Source organism: Natrinema versiforme (assembly GCF_005576615.1).
Lineage (GTDB): Archaea > Halobacteriota > Halobacteria > Halobacteriales > Natrialbaceae > Natrinema > Natrinema versiforme_A.
In genome coordinates this window covers 225,512-242,708 of record NZ_CP040330.1, presented here as the reverse complement: position 1 = coordinate 242,708, position 17,197 = coordinate 225,512, and the positions used below count along the sequence as shown (strand labels likewise).

17 protein-coding genes are annotated in these 17,197 nt (G+C 67.2%); 14 read left to right on the top strand and 3 right to left on the bottom strand.

The genetic code is table 11. From position 1 onward, the window contains the following. The first annotated feature begins 53 nt into the window (after nt 1-53). The 9 genes from FEJ81_RS01160 to FEJ81_RS01120 all read left to right on the top strand — a co-directional run bounded on the left by FEJ81_RS01160 (nt 54) and on the right by FEJ81_RS01120 (nt 7,514). Nucleotides 54-533: a hypothetical protein gene (locus tag FEJ81_RS01160; RefSeq protein WP_138243545.1), complete on the top strand. Its 480-nt coding sequence runs from the start codon at nt 54-56 to the stop codon at nt 531-533. Nucleotides 534-554: 21 nt separating this feature from the next. Beyond that, on the top strand, nt 555-929 hold the full coding sequence (locus FEJ81_RS01155) for a hypothetical protein (RefSeq protein ID WP_138243544.1): 375 nt from the start codon (nt 555-557) through the stop codon (nt 927-929). Between the two features lie 186 nt (nt 930-1,115). Next, nucleotides 1,116-1,466 (top strand): hypothetical protein, encoded by a 351-nt coding sequence (locus FEJ81_RS01150; protein WP_138243543.1) that lies wholly within the window; start codon nt 1,116-1,118, stop codon nt 1,464-1,466. A gap of 102 nt (nt 1,467-1,568) precedes the next feature. Next, entirely contained in the window at nt 1,569-1,817 is a 249-nt protein-coding gene (locus FEJ81_RS01145) for a hypothetical protein (RefSeq protein WP_138243542.1), read from the top strand. Nucleotides 1,818-1,929: 112 nt separating this feature from the next. Then, nucleotides 1,930-3,057, top strand: coding sequence for a DUF7345 domain-containing protein (locus FEJ81_RS01140; RefSeq protein WP_138243541.1), 1,128 nt, complete (start codon nt 1,930-1,932; stop codon nt 3,055-3,057). A 169-nt stretch (nt 3,058-3,226) separates the two neighbouring features. Then, nucleotides 3,227-3,928 carry a hypothetical protein gene (locus FEJ81_RS01135; RefSeq protein WP_138243540.1) on the top strand — a complete coding sequence of 234 codons (702 nt, stop codon included), beginning with the start codon at nt 3,227-3,229 and terminating at the stop codon, nt 3,926-3,928. Between the two features lie 112 nt (nt 3,929-4,040). Then, nucleotides 4,041-4,817, top strand: a complete 777-nt coding sequence (locus FEJ81_RS01130; RefSeq protein WP_138243539.1) for an endonuclease NucS domain-containing protein — start codon at nt 4,041-4,043, stop codon at nt 4,815-4,817. A 332-nt stretch (nt 4,818-5,149) separates the two neighbouring features. Beyond that, complete coding sequence (endA, locus tag FEJ81_RS01125) at nt 5,150-6,220, top strand: tRNA-intron lyase (protein ID WP_138243538.1); 1,071 nt, start codon at nt 5,150-5,152, stop codon at nt 6,218-6,220. Nucleotides 6,221-6,359: 139 nt separating this feature from the next. Further along, nucleotides 6,360-7,514, top strand: coding sequence for a tubulin/FtsZ family protein (locus FEJ81_RS01120; protein WP_138243537.1), 1,155 nt, complete (start codon nt 6,360-6,362; stop codon nt 7,512-7,514). Nucleotides 7,515-7,568: 54 nt separating this feature from the next. Here FEJ81_RS01120 and FEJ81_RS01115 read toward each other — a convergent pair whose 3' ends face one another. Next, nucleotides 7,569-8,498 (bottom strand): ornithine cyclodeaminase family protein, encoded by a 930-nt coding sequence (locus tag FEJ81_RS01115; RefSeq protein ID WP_138243536.1) that lies wholly within the window; start codon nt 8,496-8,498, stop codon nt 7,569-7,571. 65 nt (nt 8,499-8,563) lie between these two features. Beyond that, the gene (locus FEJ81_RS01110; protein WP_138243535.1) at nt 8,564-8,959 is read right to left on the bottom strand and encodes a methylated-DNA--[protein]-cysteine S-methyltransferase; all 396 of its coding nucleotides are present in this window, start codon (nt 8,957-8,959) and stop codon (nt 8,564-8,566) included. Nucleotides 8,960-9,063: 104 nt separating this feature from the next. On the opposite strand from FEJ81_RS01110, the gene FEJ81_RS01105 reads away from it, so the two are divergent. The 4 genes from FEJ81_RS01105 to pheT all read left to right on the top strand — a co-directional run bounded on the left by FEJ81_RS01105 (nt 9,064) and on the right by pheT (nt 15,781). Continuing rightward, the gene (locus FEJ81_RS01105) at nt 9,064-10,644 is read left to right on the top strand and encodes a tryptophan--tRNA ligase (RefSeq protein ID WP_138243534.1); all 1,581 of its coding nucleotides are present in this window, start codon (nt 9,064-9,066) and stop codon (nt 10,642-10,644) included. 135 nt (nt 10,645-10,779) lie between these two features. Next, entirely contained in the window at nt 10,780-12,168 is a 1,389-nt protein-coding gene (locus FEJ81_RS01100; protein ID WP_138243533.1) for a hypothetical protein, read from the top strand. Between the two features lie 374 nt (nt 12,169-12,542). Then, nucleotides 12,543-14,069, top strand: a complete 1,527-nt coding sequence (gene pheS / locus FEJ81_RS01095; RefSeq protein ID WP_138243532.1) for a phenylalanine--tRNA ligase subunit alpha — start codon at nt 12,543-12,545, stop codon at nt 14,067-14,069. Further along, nucleotides 14,069-15,781: a phenylalanine--tRNA ligase subunit beta gene (gene pheT / locus FEJ81_RS01090; protein ID WP_138243531.1), complete on the top strand. Its 1,713-nt coding sequence runs from the start codon at nt 14,069-14,071 to the stop codon at nt 15,779-15,781. The genes pheS and pheT overlap by 1 nt, the downstream gene beginning before the upstream one ends. A gap of 233 nt (nt 15,782-16,014) precedes the next feature. On the opposite strand, the gene FEJ81_RS01085 is transcribed toward pheT, so the two are convergent. Then, nucleotides 16,015-16,212, bottom strand: a complete 198-nt coding sequence (locus tag FEJ81_RS01085) for a SymE family type I addiction module toxin (protein ID WP_006431836.1) — start codon at nt 16,210-16,212, stop codon at nt 16,015-16,017. Nucleotides 16,213-16,449: 237 nt separating this feature from the next. On the opposite strand from FEJ81_RS01085, the gene FEJ81_RS01080 reads away from it, so the two are divergent. Next, the gene (locus tag FEJ81_RS01080; RefSeq protein ID WP_006431837.1) at nt 16,450-16,758 is read left to right on the top strand and encodes a non-histone chromosomal MC1 family protein; all 309 of its coding nucleotides are present in this window, start codon (nt 16,450-16,452) and stop codon (nt 16,756-16,758) included. Nucleotides 16,759-17,197 lie beyond the last annotated feature (439 nt).

Below are 17,197 nucleotides of genomic sequence, written 5' to 3'. Positions count from 1 at the left end.
TCACGACATCCCCCCTTCAAGTCGATACGGCCACCGAGAGTCGGATGCGAGCTATGAACCGAACAACGCTCATCGCAGTTGCCTGTGCCGCACTGATCATGGCGACCGGGTTCGCCGCCGCGGCGCCCGGAAACGCACCCGTGTCCGTTGATACGGGCGCGGATAGCACCGACGAACAACAGGCGAACGAACACGCGGACGAACGAGCCGGGAACGGAGCCGCTGCCGGCGCTACAGCCGGCGAAGAGAACGGACAGGGGCCGAACGCTGACCTCCCCGAGCAGGTCCCCGAACACGTCTCCGGAATCCACGATCGGATTTCGTCGTTCCTGAGCGGCGATCTCGACGGCTCGCTCGGCGACGCTGTCAGCGAGGTGACGCCGGGTGACGACGAGTCGGACGACGACGCCACTGACGACGGCGGTGACGCAGCTGACGACACCGACGAGACCGCCGACGACGGCGACGAGTCACAGGAGAGCACCGACGAAGAGAGCGACGACAGCAACGAGTCGGCCGACGGCGACGAATAATCCGCCATCTCATCGACTCTCATGCCGCCACTCGCTCAGCCGGCATCGATCGGGCTCGAGGACCAGCTGCTGGCGTTCGCCGTGAGCCTGCTGATCGGTGGCGTGGCCCTCCACGTCGGCACCCACGTCGTCGCCGACGCCCGTGACTACGGCCACGCGGTGCTGACCGCGCTGCTCGGCGCGCTGGCGTGGACCCTGCTCGAGCCGGTGCCGTTGCTCGGCGGCCTGCTGGCGCTCACGGCGTGGATCGCGGTCGTCAAGCGGCGCTACCGGCTCGGCTGGCTGCGCTCGCTCGGCGTCGGCGCGGCCGCGTGGGCCGCCGCGGTAGTCGTCCTCGCGGCCCTGGAACTGGTCGGCATCGGCTCGGTCTCGGCGCTCGGCGTGCCGGGTACCTGAATCACATTCCCGCTGGCGCTTTCCTCCACCCACGTCCCGGTAGGCCGGCCGTATTCTACGGACACGACTCGGTAGCCCGGCGATCCGATCCGAGCGATCGCTCGTGAGACTCGAGTCGGTCCGTGCTACCGGCACCTCGAGGCGCCACCACACGGCTATAATTATCCGGCCACCGAAGCGTTTCGTATGGTTGCAATCATCGGCTCGCTCGTCGCCTTCGTCGTCGCGCTCCTCGTCGGTGCGCTGGCGATCTTCGCCAGCGCGCGGTTCATCGTCGACGTCGAGGACTACTCGTACGCGATCGTCACCGCGGTTCTCGGCGCGATCGCGTGGGCACTAACCTCGTGGATCCCGCTTCTCGGCCCGATACTCGCGCTGATCGCGTGGGTCTGGGTAATCAACTGGCGGTATCCCGGCGGCTGGGGGACGGCCGCGGCCATCGGATTCATCGCGTGGCTCGCCGCGCTCGCGATCCTCTTCGTGCTCAACGCCGTTCTGAGACTCGGCGTCGGCGCGTTCGGCGTCCCCGGTGCGTAGGTCCGTCACCGTCGAAAGCGATCGATACTCGGCGCAAATCGGGGCAAATCGGGTCCACGAACTAACCGGTTGAAGGGCTCGAGTGACCACGCTCCGATCGTGATGCAGAGACGAACGCTACTCACGATCGCGATTTCGGTAACGCTTCTCATCAGCGCGACGGGCGCTGCGACGGCACAGACAGCTGACGGTCCCCCGGACGATCTCCCGGACCCGGTCCCGGAGTTCGTCTCCGATATCTTGGGGACGATATCCGACTTCGTCAACGGCGCGCTCGAGGCCCTCGGTGAGGTCGTTCGCGGACTAACCCCCGGCGGTGATGCGGGCGCTCCGAACGGCGATAGTAGCTGACCACCGAGTGACATGTATCGGGACAGGTCGGCCGTATCCAGCAGGTATCGTGGCTGAATCTGTCGTCCTCGAGTTTCGCATGATTTAACCGATGTGGCAAGAACTCCCTCGTATGAACGTTCGCGCCGGCGTGACGGTCGTGATCGTCGCGGTGCTTCTCGCCGGGACGGGACCGATCGCAGCCGCGGCCGGAGCGACACAGAGCGGACAGTCCCAACCGGAGCCGTTCGCACTCCAGCAGGACGGGATCGACGCGGACGAAGTCCGAATGGACGTCGCGGTACAGCCCAACGGGACCGCCGAGTGGACCCTCGAGTTCTGGGTCCGGCTCGACGACAACGAGAGCGAGACGGCGTTCGAATCGCTGCGGGCGGACATTCGGGACGACCCCGAAAACCACACGCAATCGTTCGCCGATCGGATGAGCGAGACCGTTTCGACGGCGAGTAACGCGACTGGCCGCGAGATGGCTGCCGACGGGTTCGACGTGACGACCGCGCGCCAGTCCCTCGCGCGCGAATACGGCGTCGTCCGGTATACGTTCCGCTGGGACGGGTTCGCGGCCGTCGACGGCGACGAACTCCGCGCGGGCGACGCGATCGAGGGGTTCTACCTCGACGACGGCACTCGGCTGCTGATCGAGTGGCCGGCCGACTACGAACTGGTCTCGGCGACGCCGGCCCCGGACGACGAACGCGAGCAGGCAGTGATCTGGCGGGGCGGGGACACCGACTTCGTCTCCGGTGAGCCGCGGGTGGTCGTCACCGCGGACACGGGGCCGAACGCGGCGCTGCTCGCGGCCGCCGCAATCGTCGTAGCCGGCCTCGGCGCGGCCGGCGCGTGGTGGTACCGCAATCGAAGTGCGGCGGGTGGAGCGGCCGGCGGCGACGGGGACTCGGGCCGGCCGGATGACGCGCCCGACTCGGCGGCCGCGACGGCCGCGGCGACGACCGCCGGATCGGTCGGCTCGAGCGCGACCGAGGCGGCGGACCCGGAACTCCTTACCAACGAGGAGCAGGTCCTCCGACTCGTCAGAGAGCGCGGCGGCCGCATGAAACAGCAGGCGGTCGTCGAGGAACTCGGCTGGACCGACGCGAAGACCAGCAAGGTCGTCAGCGGACTGCGCGAGGACGACGAACTCGAGTCGTTCCGGCTCGGTCGCGAGAACGTGCTTTCGCTCCCCGATGAAGACGGCGAAGGGACGGACGGGGCCGGCGGTGCGGACGGCGGAGCCTCGTGACGCCGGCCGCGGCTGTCGCGGCTTCGAGCGGACGACAGTTCGAAGCCGAGAAACCCGCCGAAATCGACAGAGGGCAACGGATCGAAAACGGCGTTAAACCGCGTTGACGGTCGGTGAGCCCAAGTCACTGTCCCAAGTGGCTAGCAGCGAGCGGAGACAACAGACACCAATGAACCGAACTACGTCGATCACGCTGGCAGCGATCCTCGTCGTCGCGACGGTCGCGGTCCCCCTCGCCGCGGCGAGCGTCGCCTCGAGCGGCGGCGTCCAAGACGAGACCGATGCGAGTGAAGCGAACGAATCGATCAAACCCGGCGAGCGGTTCGCCGCCGCCATCGGCGTCCAGAACGCCGAAATAGAGGGCAACGTCTCGGAACGGGCCTTCGGCGTCCGAATCGCGAACGCGGCGTCGAACGGGACGAAAGCGGCGATCGTCGCGGAACACCACGAGACCGCCGACGCGCGTCTCGAGGAACTCGAGGACAGACTCGAGACGCTGAACGAGTCCCGTGAGGCCGGCAACCTCAGCGAGGGTCGCTACCGCGCGGAAGTCGCAAAGACCGTCGCTGAGATGCAGTCGATCGAGCGACGGGCCACAACGGCCGAGACGACGGCGGCGGAGTTACCCCCAGATGCACTCGCTGCCAACGGGATCGACCTCGAGTCGATCCGAACGCTGCGAGAGCGCGCCGGCGAACTCGGCGGGCCGGACACCGCGGCGATCGCTCGCTCGATCGCCGGCGACGACATCGACCGCTCGAGCGGGAGCGAACCCGGCGTCGGCGGCCCGAGCGACGGCCCCGTCGACGACCGGCCCGGTGATCAAGCGGGCGATAGAAACGGTACCGTTGCAGGACCGACCGGGGAGTAAGGCCGTCGTTCTCGAGCGAAGCGTTCGACCGCCAGCATCAATTTTATTCGAAATCGGAATCCGTCGGCGATCGTCCGCGGGTTTAAGTACGAAACCGCGGCCAACCGCAGCCATGATCGACGACGCGATCCGCGTGCTCGCGGGCGATTGCACCGTCATCGCCGAGGACGCCGACCGGGAGGAGTACCGCGGCCGAGTGACGACGATCGTCAAACCCGACAACACCGTCCTCGTCCACGACAGCGACGGCTACCAGCCCGTCGCGTGGCTCACCCGCGCCGACAGCGTCTCGAGCGAGCGCCGAGACGGCTTCTCCCTCGTCGCGAAGAAGGACACCCAGACGCTGCGGATCGCCGCCCACGAACAGGAGGGGTTCGCCCACTACCCGTCCTCGGCGGCCGGCACACCCGTCGGGGAGTGTCCCGACTGCGACGGCGCGCTCGTGCGCTCGAGCGGCGTCCACTGCGTGGGCTGTGGCAACCGCTACGGCGTGCCGGCGGACGCGACGATCCGCGACGAGCGCTGTGATTGTGACTGCGGGCTCCCGAAGATGCGCGTCGAACGGGGGCTCGCCTTCACTGTCTGCCTCGACAGAGGTTGTGAGTCCCTCGACGCCGCGGTCAAGGCGGAGTTCGACCGCGAGTGGGCGTGTCCGGAAGCGGGCTGTGACGGCGACCTCAGAATCCTCCGCCGCGGCGGCCTCATCGCCGGCTGCGAACACTACCCCGACTGCGACACCGGCTTCGCCGTCCCCGCCGGCGTCGTCGACGGCGAGTGTGGTTGTGGCCTCCCGACCTTCGAAACCGCCAGCGGCGTTCGGTGTCTCGACGCGACCTGCGATCGAGCCCTCGAGGGGCCACTCGAGGCCGACTCCGTCGCCGACGATTGAACGACATGATCGAACGCAACGGCGGAAATCCACCGTGCGATAGCCGCCCGATCAGCCGCCGCTGCGGCGGGTGGGACTGAAAGGGGCTGGCGGGGTCGGCGACGCCCGACACCCCGAGCACCGCACTCGAACGAAGTGAGATGCGGAGCGCAGGGGTGGCGCGCGAGTCGAGCCCGTCAGGGGCTTTCGAGGGAGACTGCAGAGCGATCCCTGAATTTCGTCGGGGTTCTCGAGCCGGTCGCCACCGAAGCGGTGGCGCACCCGTATGCCGTGACACTCGCTCTCGGGAATCGATCCGCAGCCACTTAATCCCGGCCGGCCAACAGCCGGCTATGGCACTCGAGGGGCGGTTCGACGACGGCGTCGTTCGCGTGGGCAGCGACGCTCGCCAGCGGTATCACGACTCGCGAGGCTACGGCTATCCGCTCGAGGGCAACGAGATCGCCCTCGCACCCGTCGAGGCGGCACACCTGCTCTACCGGGGCGACCTCGAGGCGGTCGTCGACGCCGAGAGCGGCGAGCGGCTGGGGTTCCGGGAGTTCGTCGCGCGCGAACCGGGCGAGGATTTCGGCGTTCGGTTCCTCGTCTACGCGGATCTGCGGTCCCGCGGGTTCTACCTCTCGCCGGCCGCGGAGCCGTGGGTGCAGGAGCCGCCGAGCGGCGAGGCCGACTTCGCGGTCTTCCCGCGTGGAAAGGGGCCCGGTGACGGCGAGATTGCCTACGCCCTGCGCATCATCGGCGAGCGAACGGATATTCCGGCCAGCGAACTCCGGGAGGGGGTACTGGCGGTCGTCGACGAGGAGAGCGAAATCACCTACTTCGAGGTCGGCCGACGGGATCCGACCGGGACGTCGACCCCCGACGCGTCACTGCCCGAGGGCTGTGCGGCCGACCTGCTCGCCGACCGGGTCGTCGTCTGGGAGCCCCCGCTCGAGCTCTACGAGCGGACCTTCTACGGCCAGCCCCTCGAGGGGCGAGAGTACGACGAGCCGACGCTGCAGTGTTCCCTGCTCGAGGCGGCCTACCTCGCCGAACGGGGGGCGATCGACCTCGAGCCCGAGACGGTCCGCGAGCGGGGCCGCGAGGTCGAAGGCGAGCGGTTCGATCGCCGGCTGACCGTCTACACGGCCCTGCGGGAGCGCGACGTGGTGCCCAAGACGGGGTACAAGTTCGGGGCGGACTTCCGGACCTACGCCGACGTAGAGTCCGTCGAAGATCTGGGGCACTCCGAACTGCTCGTCCGGGTCCATCCCGCAGACTACGTCTTCGAACCGCGCGATCTGGCGCTCGACGTTCGGCTCGCCCACGGCGTCCGGAAGACGATGGTGTTCGCGCTCGTCGACGACGACGCCATGGGGGTCGAAGGGATCGACTGGTGGTCGCTCGAGCGGCTGACACCCTGAGCGGATTAGCTTAGCGGTCCATCAGTCGTCGGTTCTCAGCCCCGCTGCCGCCGGCGGCCACCGAAATCCACGCCGACCCGGTTCGGCGACGATCCGGGCGAGCGGAATCCTGAAAACCCCGACGGACGAGGAACGCACCATGCAACTCGAGGTGATCGGCGTCGGCGGCGCGGGCTGTCGGATCGCCGACGCGATCCGGGCCGCGGAGCCGACCGACCGCTCGTTTCTCACCGACGTCTTCGCGTTCGATACCGACGAGAGCGACCTGAACCGGACCGTCATCCCCGAATCGCACCGGTTTCGGTACGGCCCCGGCGAGTCGGACGGCGGCCTCGAGGGCGATCTCGAGCGGGGTCGGACTCTCGGCCGGGATCACGTCGACGACCTCCTCGAGAGCGCGGACCGAGCCACACCGGGTGCGGCCGACGGAGTTCTCGTCGCGGTCGGTCTCGGCGGGGCGACCGGCGGCGGTGCGGTCCCGGCGCTCGTGTCGGCGCTCCAGCAACGGTCCGACGCGCCGGTCTACGTTCTGGCGACGCTGCCGGCCGCCCGCGAGTTCGACGCCGCGGCAGAGCCGTCGGGAACCGGCCCTCACGCGGGCGAGCCGAACGCTACTGCGGATACGCCGCCGCGACCGACCGCGGCGGCGAACGCCGTCGCCACCCTCGAGCGACTCGACGGGGTCGCGAGCGCGATCATCACGTTCGACAACGAGGACTGGCTCCGCCCCGGAGAGACGCTCGCAGACGGTCGCGACCGCTGTAACCGCGAACTGGCGACACGAGTCGCGGCCGTCTTCGCCGGCGGCAGTGATTCGGGGGAATCGGTCGCCCAGACCGTCATCGACGCGAGCGACATCCGCCGGATCGTCGGCGACCAGTCGGCCGTCGTTGCGCTCGGCTACGGCGATCAGACGGTCGAGACGAGCGGCTCGCGGTTCGGTCTCGGGCTCCTGTCGGCGGAGCCGGACGTCGAGACCAGCGAGGCGGTCAGCGCCGTCGAGACCGTGGTTCGAAAGGGGATCCGCGGGAAGCTCACACTCGAGTGCGACCCCGAAACGGCCGACCGCGGACTGCTGATCGTCGGCGGGCCACCGGCGTGGCTCAACCGCCGGGCGATCGCCGAGGGCCGGCGGACCCTCGAGTCGGCAATCGGCGGTTCCGGCATTCTCGGCGGCGACGCGCCGCGAGCCGACGGCGACCGCGTCTTCGCGGCGGTCGTCCTCGCCGGCGTCGAATCGGATCGACTCGCGGAGTTGCGATCGGCAGCCGACCGGGCCGGTCGAGTCGACTGACGCCAGTCCGCCGCTGGTCGGTCGCAAAATCGTCTCGCCGGTCCGTTGTCCGAGCTACGCGAACCGCTCGAGGAATCGCTTTCCGAGCACGACCTCCGTCCCCGCCAGCCCGACCGAGCAAAACAGCGTGATCTCCTCCTCGCGCTGCCGTCCGCAGTCGGGATTCTCGAGTACGTCGGCGAGTTCGACCATCCGCTCGCGGTCCGCGCCCGACGCGACGTACGGCCGGTCGTAGGCGTCGACCTGCGGGAGCGAGTCGGTCGCGACGACATCGGCGCGGGAAACGACCTCGAGCGGGAGTTCGTGAGCGTCTTCGAATCGCGGGCCGATCGTCGTGACGTGGGTGCCCGCCTCGAGCCAATCGGGGTCGAACACTGGTTCCTCACTGTTCGTCGCACAGACGAGCGCGTCGGCCCCGCGGACGACCGGTTCGGGGTCGTCGAGTGCGCGGACGGGCGGCTCAACCTCGCCGTCGACCGTCTCGGCGAAGGAATCGCGGCTCTCGCGGGTCGGGCTGTAGACCAACACGTCCTCGAAGTCGCGGGCCGCACACGCCGCGCCGACCTGCGTTCGAGCCTGAAACCCCGAGCCGAGGATGCCAACCGTCTCGCTGTCGTCCCGGGCGAGGCAGTCGACCGCGACGCCGCCGATACCGCCCGTTCGAAGCCCGCCGATCGCGTGTCCGACGACCAGCCCCTCGAACGCGCCGGTCGTCGCGTCGAAGACCGCGACCAGTTCGGTGTGCTCGTCGCCGGCGTCGGGAAAGGTCTCGTAGACCCGAAAGCCGGTCGCGTTCGCGGGTCCGGTCGCGGCTCCCGCGGTGAACACGAGATCCCCCTCGCCGGCGTCGACGTGCCAGCGGGGCGGGGCCTCGAGCGTCCCGGCGGCCCGCTCGGCGAACGCGTCGCGCATGGCGTCGACGACCTGCTCGTAGTCGAACTGCGAATAGACGTCGGCGTCGGTGAGGACGGGAAAATCAGTCATGACCGACGTATCAGTCGGAGCGACCATAACAGGTGCGGCGCGGGACCCGATCGGGAGCCGAACAGTTACGAGTCGCCCGGAATCGCGGCCCCCTCGTGCTCGAGCAGCCGCCGTTTCAACGCCAGTCCGCCCGCGTACCCGGTGAGCGAGTCCGCGCCGACGATCCGGTGGCAGGGGACGATCACGGGAGTCGGATTGCGGCCACAGGCCTGCCCGACCGCGATCGGTGCCGTCTCGAGGTCTGCGGCGACCTCGCCGTAGGTTCGCGTCTCGCCGGGCCGAATCTCAGACATCGCCCGCATCACGTCGCCCGTGAAGTCGTCGGGAAACTCGATCTCGAGGTCGAACGCCGTCCGCGCACCGGCCTCGTACTCCCGCACCTGCTCGTGGATCGCTGCCGGCTCCGCATCGATCGCCGAGGCGTCGATCTCCTGCTCGTGCCCGAAGAGCTGAATCTGCATCGGTAAGCGAGGTTCGGTCCGCACCGACATTACTCTCGGTGGCCGAAATTTCGGTGACGGCGAAGCCGAAGGCTTTTGCGCGCTGCCGCGCCAAAACGCACGTAATGACCGGAGACGACCCACTCGAGGAGTCCGAGTCAGGGGAACCGAGACCCGACGGAGGGACAGCAGGTGCAGACGACGTCGCCCTCGACCCCTGGGGATCCTCGAGCGTCTCCGACTACCGGAACCTCTTCGAGGAGTTCGGCATCGAGGAGTTCGACGAGGTGCTCGAGGAGGTGCCGAATCCCCACTACCTGATGCGCCGCGGCGTGATCTTCGGTCACCGGGACTACCGCCCGGTCGCGGAGGCACTGCAGAACGACGAGCCGGCGGCCGTCCTCTCGGGTTTCATGCCAACCGGTGACCCCCACATCGGGCACAAGCTGGTCTTCGACGAGATCATCTGGCACCAACAACAGGGGGCCGACGCCTACGCCCTGATCGCCGACCTCGAGGCCAACTCCGCCCGTGGCATGTCGTGGGCGGAGATCGACGAGCACGCCCGGGATTACCTGCTTTCCCTGCTCGCGCTCGGCTTCGATCTCGAGGAAGGGACCCTCTACCGGCAGTCGACCAACCGCGAGCTACAGGACTTGGCCTTCGAACTCGGTGCCGACGCCAACTTCTCGGAGTTTCAGGCGATCTACGGCTTCGACGGCGAGACCGACGTCTCGCACATGCAGTCGGTCGTCACCCAGATGGCCGACATCCTCTACCCGCAACTCGAGGAGCCCAAGCCGACCGTGATCCCCGTGGGGCCGGATCAAGACCCCCACGTTCGGCTGGCGCGGGACCTCGCCGAGCGGATGCGATTCTTCAAGGTCAGTGACGCCTACGCCAGCTTCGAACTCGAGCCCGAGGAGCGCGCGCTGGTCGCCGAGTTCTACGAGCGACTCGACCCCGCCGACTTCGACGACGACGACCTCCGCTGTGTCCACGTCGCCGAGGCGCTCGAGGAGACGCCGCTGTCGGAGCTCGGGGTCAGCGCCGACACGCTGAGTTCGGTCCTGACGAAACTGAACGAGGCGGGGATGGAACCGGTCCGGCCGCGCACCCGCTTTTTCGACCGGCGGGCCACCGACGACGCGTTCGACGCCCTGATCGACACCATCGAGGGCGAAAAACGAGTCTACGAGAGCCACGTCGACGCGTTCGAACTGGACCTCGCCGAGGCCGAGGAACTCGCCCGCGAGGTCGAAGTCGACAACGGCGGCTATGGCTTCCAGCCGCCCTCGTCGATCTACCACCGCTTCATGACCGGGCTGACCGGCGGCAAGATGTCCTCTTCGATCCCGGCGAGTCACATCTCGCTGCTGGATGACCCCGAGGACGGCTACGACAAGGTCAAGGCCGCGACCACCGGCGGCCGCGAGACCGCCGAGGAACAGCGCGAGAAAGGCGGGAAAGCCGACGAGTGTCCCGTCTACGAACTCTACGCCTACCTGCTGGCCGGCGACGACGACGAGTTCGCAAAGCGCGTCTACGACGAGTGCGTCGGCGGCGAGCGCCTCTGTGGCGACTGCAAGGAACAGGCCGCCCAACTCATGACGGAGTTCCTTGAGGAGCACCAAGAGAAACGCGACGAGGTCGAGGAGTTGCTCGAGGCGGCCGACATCGAACTCGAGTCGCCGCGCCGTCGCTGAGCCGGATCGACTCGGCACGGAACCGCCGAACACCAGCGCTGGCTCGACGCTGCCGGTTTTTTCGAATCCGACCCGAGATGCGTTTTGATGTCTGACGTAGATATATAGGGCCGGTTGTGGAACCGTGAGCTATCGATGGCTCGGCCCTCCCGTGACTCGGACCGCGACCTACTGGTCTCTGCCGACGTCCTCGGTGCAGTCGGCGTCACGGCGGCAGACATTCGACGAACCGCGGCCGAGAGCGACAGTCTCGAGTCGGCGCTGGCCGACGCGCTCGCGACACCGGTCGACCGGACGACGGTACTCCGGCGAACGATCTGCCGGAGCGACCGCGGGATCGACTGTGCGGCCCGCTACTCGCAGGCGGCCCTCGAGCGCGAACTCACCACCGTCTTCGAGGCGATCGGGTGGTCGCTCTCGGTCACGGGGACGCGGGACGGACTGGCACTGACCGCGACCGATCCGTACGATCGAAGCCGTGAGGCCGCCGTTACGTACCCCGAAACGCCGCTCGCGGGCGATAACTTCCCCGCCGTCCTGTGGACGATCAACGAAACCGTCCTCGCGGCGACCGACGCGCGGTTCGTCCTCCTCTCGTCGGGTATCGACCGCTGGCGGGCCGCGCTGGTCGAAACGAGCGAACTCGAGCGGCTGCGGGATCGTTACGGCCCGCGAATCGGCGCGTTCGATCGGCCGTTGTTGCCGAAGTACGGGCTCGAGGCGTACGTTCCCGACACCGATGTCGACGGCGGGACAGCACCACCGCTCGGAGCCACCGCTGGCGACGGCGACCCGTGGCCGCCGTGGGCGCTCGAGGGCGGCGCTCGCCGACCGACGGATCCGGCTCCGACCGTCGACTCGCTCATCGACGAAGCGGAACCGAGCGCGGGCCCGGGCACGGAGCAGGCCACCGGTCCGGGTGGGGACTCGGGGGCAGATTCGAGGGCGACGGCGACCGGCGGCTCGAGCGACGCGGCGACTGCGTCACCGTCGGAACCCTCGGAGCGAACGGCGGCCCCCTCGAGCGAGATCGACGGGTTCGAAATTCGTGGGACTCCGTCGGTCTCGCGGCGTCGGAGTACCGAGACCGACCCGTCCGAGAAGCGGGACTCCGGAACCGCAGGGTCCGGCGACTCGAGTTCGGCCGACGATTCGAGCGCGGTCGACGACTCGAGTCGAACCGACGAGACGGACGAGTTCGGGACGCTCTCCGGAACCAGTACGACCGCCCGCGTCGGCAACGACTCGTTTGGAACGGATCTCGACAGTCCGTCCGAAGACGACCGCTACCGCGCGCTCGGTGCGGCGCTCGACGCGGGCGGCAACGTCTCCGTCCGCGGGCTGCTCGAGGACGACGAGTTCCTCCCCGAACTGCCGGCGACCGAGTCCGCGGAGACCCGAATCGAGTTCGCCGACCGGTGTGGGCCCGTAACGGTTCCCGAGAGGAGCGCCGCCGCCGAGCAGTCGGGATTCGAATGGGTCGAGACCGGCTCGCTCGAGACGACGCGGATATCGAACAGCTGACGCGGGTCGCCGGGACGTCGAAGGGGGCTATAGTAGCCACTGACAGCCGAGTGTCGTGTGGTGACTCGTAACACAACGTTTTTATACTGTTCGTCGTATCCTCCGCGTATGGCAACCGGATCCCACGCAGTCGGTGTCGGCGATCAGCCACCGCGTTCGGTCCTGGGGTCCGGCTTCTTCTTCTTCGCCCGGTAACCCGGGCCGGTGGATCCGAGGGCGGCCATATCAGTCGCTCGCGGCGAAACCGTCCGCGTCAGCGCCGTCGGCTCGAGAGATGGGATCGGTCGTCACGTCACGACGGCGACTGCAACGGTCTCGAGTCGACTCGAGTCGGAACCGCTAACTGACCGACCCACGCCAATTCGGATAAGCGAATGCAACTGCCAGCACAACAGGTCGCGGTCTTAGAGGCCGCGACTGCGGACGAGGCAACGTCCGTCGATGCCCTCGCCGCGGCGACCGAGCTCCCCCCCGAAACCGTCACCGGGGCCGTCTTCGAACTCGAGGACGAGGGGCTACTCGCCGTCAGCGAACGCGTCGACGAAACGGTCGCGCTCACCGACGAGGGGCGCGAGTACGTCACCGACAGCCTTCCCGAGGTTCGGCTCTACGAGGCCGCACTCGAGGCCGGGGCCGACGCCGACCCCGTCTCGATGGGACAGGTCATCGGCGCGTCGGGGCTCGAGGGCGGCGCGGTCGACATCGCGCTCTCGAACTACGCGCGCAAGGGCTACGGCGTGATCGACAGCGGCGAGATCACCGCCGATCCCGACGCCGATCCGGACGCGGACGCCGAGGCGACCGCGCTCGAGGAACTCGCCGACGCGGACGACGCGCCGGTCGACAGCGTCGACGTGGATTCGGAGACCCTCGAGTCGCTCGAGCGCCGCGGTCTGCTGGACCGACGCGAGTCGACGGTCCGCGAGGCGACCCTGACCGAGCACGCCGTCACGGAGCTGATGGCGGGGATCGAGACCGCCGAGACGGTCGGACAGGTCACTCCCGAACTGCTCACGAGCGGCGAGTGGGAGGACGTCGAGTTCTCCGAGTACAACGTCGAGGCCGACGCCGAACAGTTCGACGGCGGCAAGGTCCACATCCTGCGCCAGACGTCCGAGCGCGTCAAGGACGTTCTCGTCGGGATGGGCTTTCAGGAGATGGAAGGTCCCCACGTCGACGCGGACTTCTGGATCAACGACTGCCTGTTCATGCCCCAGGACCATCCGGCGCGCACGCACTGGGACCGGTTCGCCTTGGAGCAGCCGACCCACATCGACGAGCTTCCGGACGACCTCGTCGACCGCGTCGAGCGGGCGCACAAGGAGGGCGTCGGCGAGGACGGCGAGGGCTATCACTCGCCGTGGGACGAGGACTTCGCGCGGGCGCTCGCACTGCGCGGGCACACCACCTCGCTGTCGACGCGCTACCTCTCGGGCGAGGAGATCGGCGACCTCGAGCCGCCACAGCGCTATTTCAGCGTCGAGAAAGTGTATCGCAACGACACGCTCGACCCGACGCACCTGCTCGAGTTCTTCCAGATCGAGGGCTGGGTGATGGCCGAGAACCTCTCGGTGCGCGATCTGATGGGTACCTTCGAGGAGTTCTACGCCCAGTTCGGCATCGAGGACATCCGGTTCAAACCCCACTACAACCCCTACACCGAGCCGTCGTTCGAGCTGTTCGGCACCCACCCGACGACCGGCGAACTCGTCGAGATCGGGAACTCGGGGATCTTCCGCGAGGAGATGCTCGAGCCCCTCGGTGTGGAGTGCGACGTGATGGCGTGGGGACTCGCCCTCGAGCGACTGCTCATGCTGATGTACGGCTTCGAGGACATCCGGGACATCCACGGGACGCTGTGTGACCTGGAACTGCTTCGCGAGACGGAGGTGACCTACTGATGCCCACGGTCGATATCGACCCCGACGAACTGCGTGACCTGACCGGTCACGACGAGAAGAGCGACGACGAACTGATCGACGACCTGTTCGGCCTCGGCCTCGAGTTCGAGGGCCGCACCGAGGAGGGGGCGTTCGAACTCGAGTTCGCGCCCGACCGGCTCGACCGGCTCTCCGTCGAGGGGGTCGCCCGCTCGATGCGCTACCAGTACGGCGACGCGCGAGGGACCCACGTCCCCTCGCCGAACTCGCCGGAGTGGACCATCGAAGTGGACGAATCGGTCCCCGACGAGCGACCCTACGTCACGGGCGCGGTCGTCCGCGACATCGATTTGGACGAGGAGAGCCTCGAGTCGCTCATCCAACTCCAAGAGAAGCTCCACGCGACGATGGGGCGCAAGCGCGCGAAGGGCGCGATCGGGATTCACGACCTGACGATGCTGAAGGGCAACTCCGCGACCGAGGGCAACCCGACGATTCAGTACGTCGGCGTCGAACCCGACGAGGACCGGTTCGTCCCGCTCGATTCCGACGAAGAGATGACGCCGGCCGACGTGCTCGAGCGCCACCAGACGGGGCAGACCTACGCCGACCTGGTCAGCGAGTACGAGCGGTATCCGGCGATCTACGACAGTATCGGGCTGTTCTCGTTCCCGCCGGTGATCAACGGCCGCCGGACCGAGGTCTCGACGGACTCCCGTGACCTGTTCGTCGAGATGACGGGCACCGACCAGTGGACGATCGACAAGATGCTGAACATCGTCTGCTACGCGCTGTCGGCCCGCGGGGCCACCATCGAGGAGGTGCGCGTCGAGTACCCCGATTACGAACTCGTCCGGCCCGACCTCTCGATGAAGACGAAGACGGTCGCTCACGACCGTATCGAGACCATCCTCGGCATCGGGCTCGATCCCGACGAGGTGATCGACCTCGCCGAGCGGTCCGGTCTCGGGGCCACGAAAGAGGAGAACGACGACGGTGACCTCGTCTACGAGGTCACGATCCCGCCCTACCGCGTCGACGTGCTCCACCCGCTGGACGTCATCGACGACCTCGGGCGGGCCTACGGCTTCAACGAACTCGAGCCGCGCTATCCCGACATCGGGACCGTCGGCGGCCGCCACGAGCGCTCCCGGCTCGAGCGGTCGGTCCGCGAGCAACTCGTCGGCCTCAGCTTCGAGGACATGCTGAACTTCCACATGATCAGCGAGGGCGAGAACTACGACCGGCTCGATATCGCGCCCGGCGACGATGCCTACGGAGCCGGCGAGCCGGCGACCATCAAAGAGCCCTACAGCGAGGACTTCACCATGCTGCGGACCTGGGTCACGCCCTCGCTGCTGATGGTCCTCGAGCGGAACACGCACCGCTCGTATCCGCAGAACCTCGCCGAGATCGGCTTCGCGGCCGAGGTCGACGAGAGCGAAAACACCGGCGTCGCAGAGAGCCGCCGCGTCGGTGCCGTCCTCGCCCACCACGAGGCCGGCTACGAGGACGCCAAGGCGCGCCTGCAGGCGCTCGCTCGCAACTTCGACGTCGACCTCGAGACGCCGCCGACCGACCACCCGACCTTCATTTCGGGTCGAACCGCGGCGGTCGTCATCGACGGCGAGGAAGTCGGCGTGATCGGCGAGGTCCACCCGAAGGTACTCGTCGAACACGACCTCGAGGTGCCGGTCTCGGCCTTCGAGTTCGATCTCGAGGCGCTGCGCTGATCGGCCGAAAGAGAGCGAAAGGCGGTTTTCTCGGGTCCAGCTCCGGTTTGCGGTCGCTGTGGTCCAGCGTACTGTTCCGCGAGCGACCGCAGGGAGCGAGCGGGCCGACGACTGACTCGGAGCGAACGAAGTGAGCGGAGAGGAAGGAGGAGTGCTTTTGATCGAAATTTTGCCGAGTGACATCGCGCTTGCGGCGAAGCCGCAAGCGCGATAGACCGCAGAGCAAAATTTCGTTAGAACTCGTGTTCGACGTCGTCGTCGTCTGCTTTCTGGATGATTATTTTGCCGTCCCGGACTCGGACGAAGACCTCGTCGCCGATATCCATGCCCGCGACCTCGAGTTCGTCCTCGTGGAGGTTGAGGTGGACGTTGTGGTAGTTACCGTCGTCGTCTTTCGCACCGCTTGGACTCAGCTTCTTTTTCCGTACCATCGCGGGATTCTATTCCGAACTTCGCCGCAGGATATACTTAAGTGTTTTCGACGCCACAACGAATGACTTCGGGACGCGACCAGTGTGCCGGAAATACGAGACGGCGACGCACTCGAAACGCAGCTACTGCGGGGGAAATGGTCACGCAACTCACTTAAATATACCGCCGCAGTCGGTCGATTTGCGGGGATATCTTTATGTCGGATCGTGTGCTGAATTGACACGGAGGCGAAAATCATGGTACGCGAAGACGGTAAACGGAACTTTGCACTGCGCGAATCGGGCGGTGACGAGTCGAGCGTCTTCTCGGGCAACACGCCCCGACAGGCGGCGCTCAAAGCGGCCCGACGGCTCGAGCCGGGCTCGAGCGAGGAGGATGCGGAACGGGTCGAGTTACAGCTCCGAGAGAAAGGAACGGACAAGGTCCACATCTACGACGGCTGGGCGTGGGAGGAGACGGCCCCCGACGACAAGCCGGACTGGATGCCAAACGAGATCACGGAGGCCAACGTCGCGAAGAAAGGAATCGAACACCTCGAGGAGTGAGGCGGCCGATCGGTAGCTTTCTCCGGCAGCAGATCGACCGGAAGCGATACGTCTCGGTCGGCAGGGATCGAGAGCGGCGCTGAGAGGTCACAGCACTAGCGGAGCGCACGGAGAGGGGATGAATACGGAGCGGATGCCTCGACGAAGGAGCAACGTCTAATTTTAGAATCTGTCCATCATTGCTGAAAATGTTACGTTTGTTCGAAGTATAAACGGGATAGTACTAGCTGAGTTTGTGCCATCACTGCCCTATAGTTGGATGGGTTCTAATAATCAAGTATATACGGCAGTCGCCGGACCATCCGAGTGACACATGTGGAGAAACATCGAAGGGAAGAGTTCATTGATCGAGAGAAGGAGGAAGATACACGGAATATCAAAAACTATTGTGCCACATTCGCCGTGGTCGTGGACGCGAGCAGACTGTGGAGTCACCGGC

Excerpts from the sequence above, each read along its gene's own strand:
- FEJ81_RS01160 (WP_138243545.1), top strand. The coding sequence starts at position 54 with ATGAACCGAACAACGCTCATCGCAGTTGCCTGTGCCGCACTGATCATG.
- FEJ81_RS01155 (WP_138243544.1), top strand. The coding sequence starts at position 555 with ATGCCGCCACTCGCTCAGCCGGCATCGATCGGGCTCGAGGACCAGCTG.
- FEJ81_RS01150 (WP_138243543.1), top strand. The coding sequence starts at position 1,116 with ATGGTTGCAATCATCGGCTCGCTCGTCGCCTTCGTCGTCGCGCTCCTC.
- FEJ81_RS01145 (WP_138243542.1), top strand. The coding sequence starts at position 1,569 with ATGCAGAGACGAACGCTACTCACGATCGCGATTTCGGTAACGCTTCTC.
- FEJ81_RS01140 (WP_138243541.1), top strand. The coding sequence starts at position 1,930 with ATGAACGTTCGCGCCGGCGTGACGGTCGTGATCGTCGCGGTGCTTCTC.
- FEJ81_RS01135 (WP_138243540.1), top strand. The coding sequence starts at position 3,227 with ATGAACCGAACTACGTCGATCACGCTGGCAGCGATCCTCGTCGTCGCG.
- FEJ81_RS01130 (WP_138243539.1), top strand. The coding sequence starts at position 4,041 with ATGATCGACGACGCGATCCGCGTGCTCGCGGGCGATTGCACCGTCATC.
- endA (WP_138243538.1), top strand. The coding sequence starts at position 5,150 with ATGGCACTCGAGGGGCGGTTCGACGACGGCGTCGTTCGCGTGGGCAGC.
- FEJ81_RS01120 (WP_138243537.1), top strand. The coding sequence starts at position 6,360 with ATGCAACTCGAGGTGATCGGCGTCGGCGGCGCGGGCTGTCGGATCGCC.
- FEJ81_RS01115 (WP_138243536.1), bottom strand. The coding sequence starts at position 8,498 with ATGACTGATTTTCCCGTCCTCACCGACGCCGACGTCTATTCGCAGTTC.
- FEJ81_RS01110 (WP_138243535.1), bottom strand. The coding sequence starts at position 8,959 with ATGCAGATTCAGCTCTTCGGGCACGAGCAGGAGATCGACGCCTCGGCG.
- FEJ81_RS01105 (WP_138243534.1), top strand. The coding sequence starts at position 9,064 with ATGACCGGAGACGACCCACTCGAGGAGTCCGAGTCAGGGGAACCGAGA.
- FEJ81_RS01100 (WP_138243533.1), top strand. The coding sequence starts at position 10,780 with ATGGCTCGGCCCTCCCGTGACTCGGACCGCGACCTACTGGTCTCTGCC.
- pheS (WP_138243532.1), top strand. The coding sequence starts at position 12,543 with ATGCAACTGCCAGCACAACAGGTCGCGGTCTTAGAGGCCGCGACTGCG.
- pheT (WP_138243531.1), top strand. The coding sequence starts at position 14,069 with ATGCCCACGGTCGATATCGACCCCGACGAACTGCGTGACCTGACCGGT.
- FEJ81_RS01085 (WP_006431836.1), bottom strand. The coding sequence starts at position 16,212 with ATGGTACGGAAAAAGAAGCTGAGTCCAAGCGGTGCGAAAGACGACGAC.
- FEJ81_RS01080 (WP_006431837.1), top strand. The coding sequence starts at position 16,450 with ATGGTACGCGAAGACGGTAAACGGAACTTTGCACTGCGCGAATCGGGC.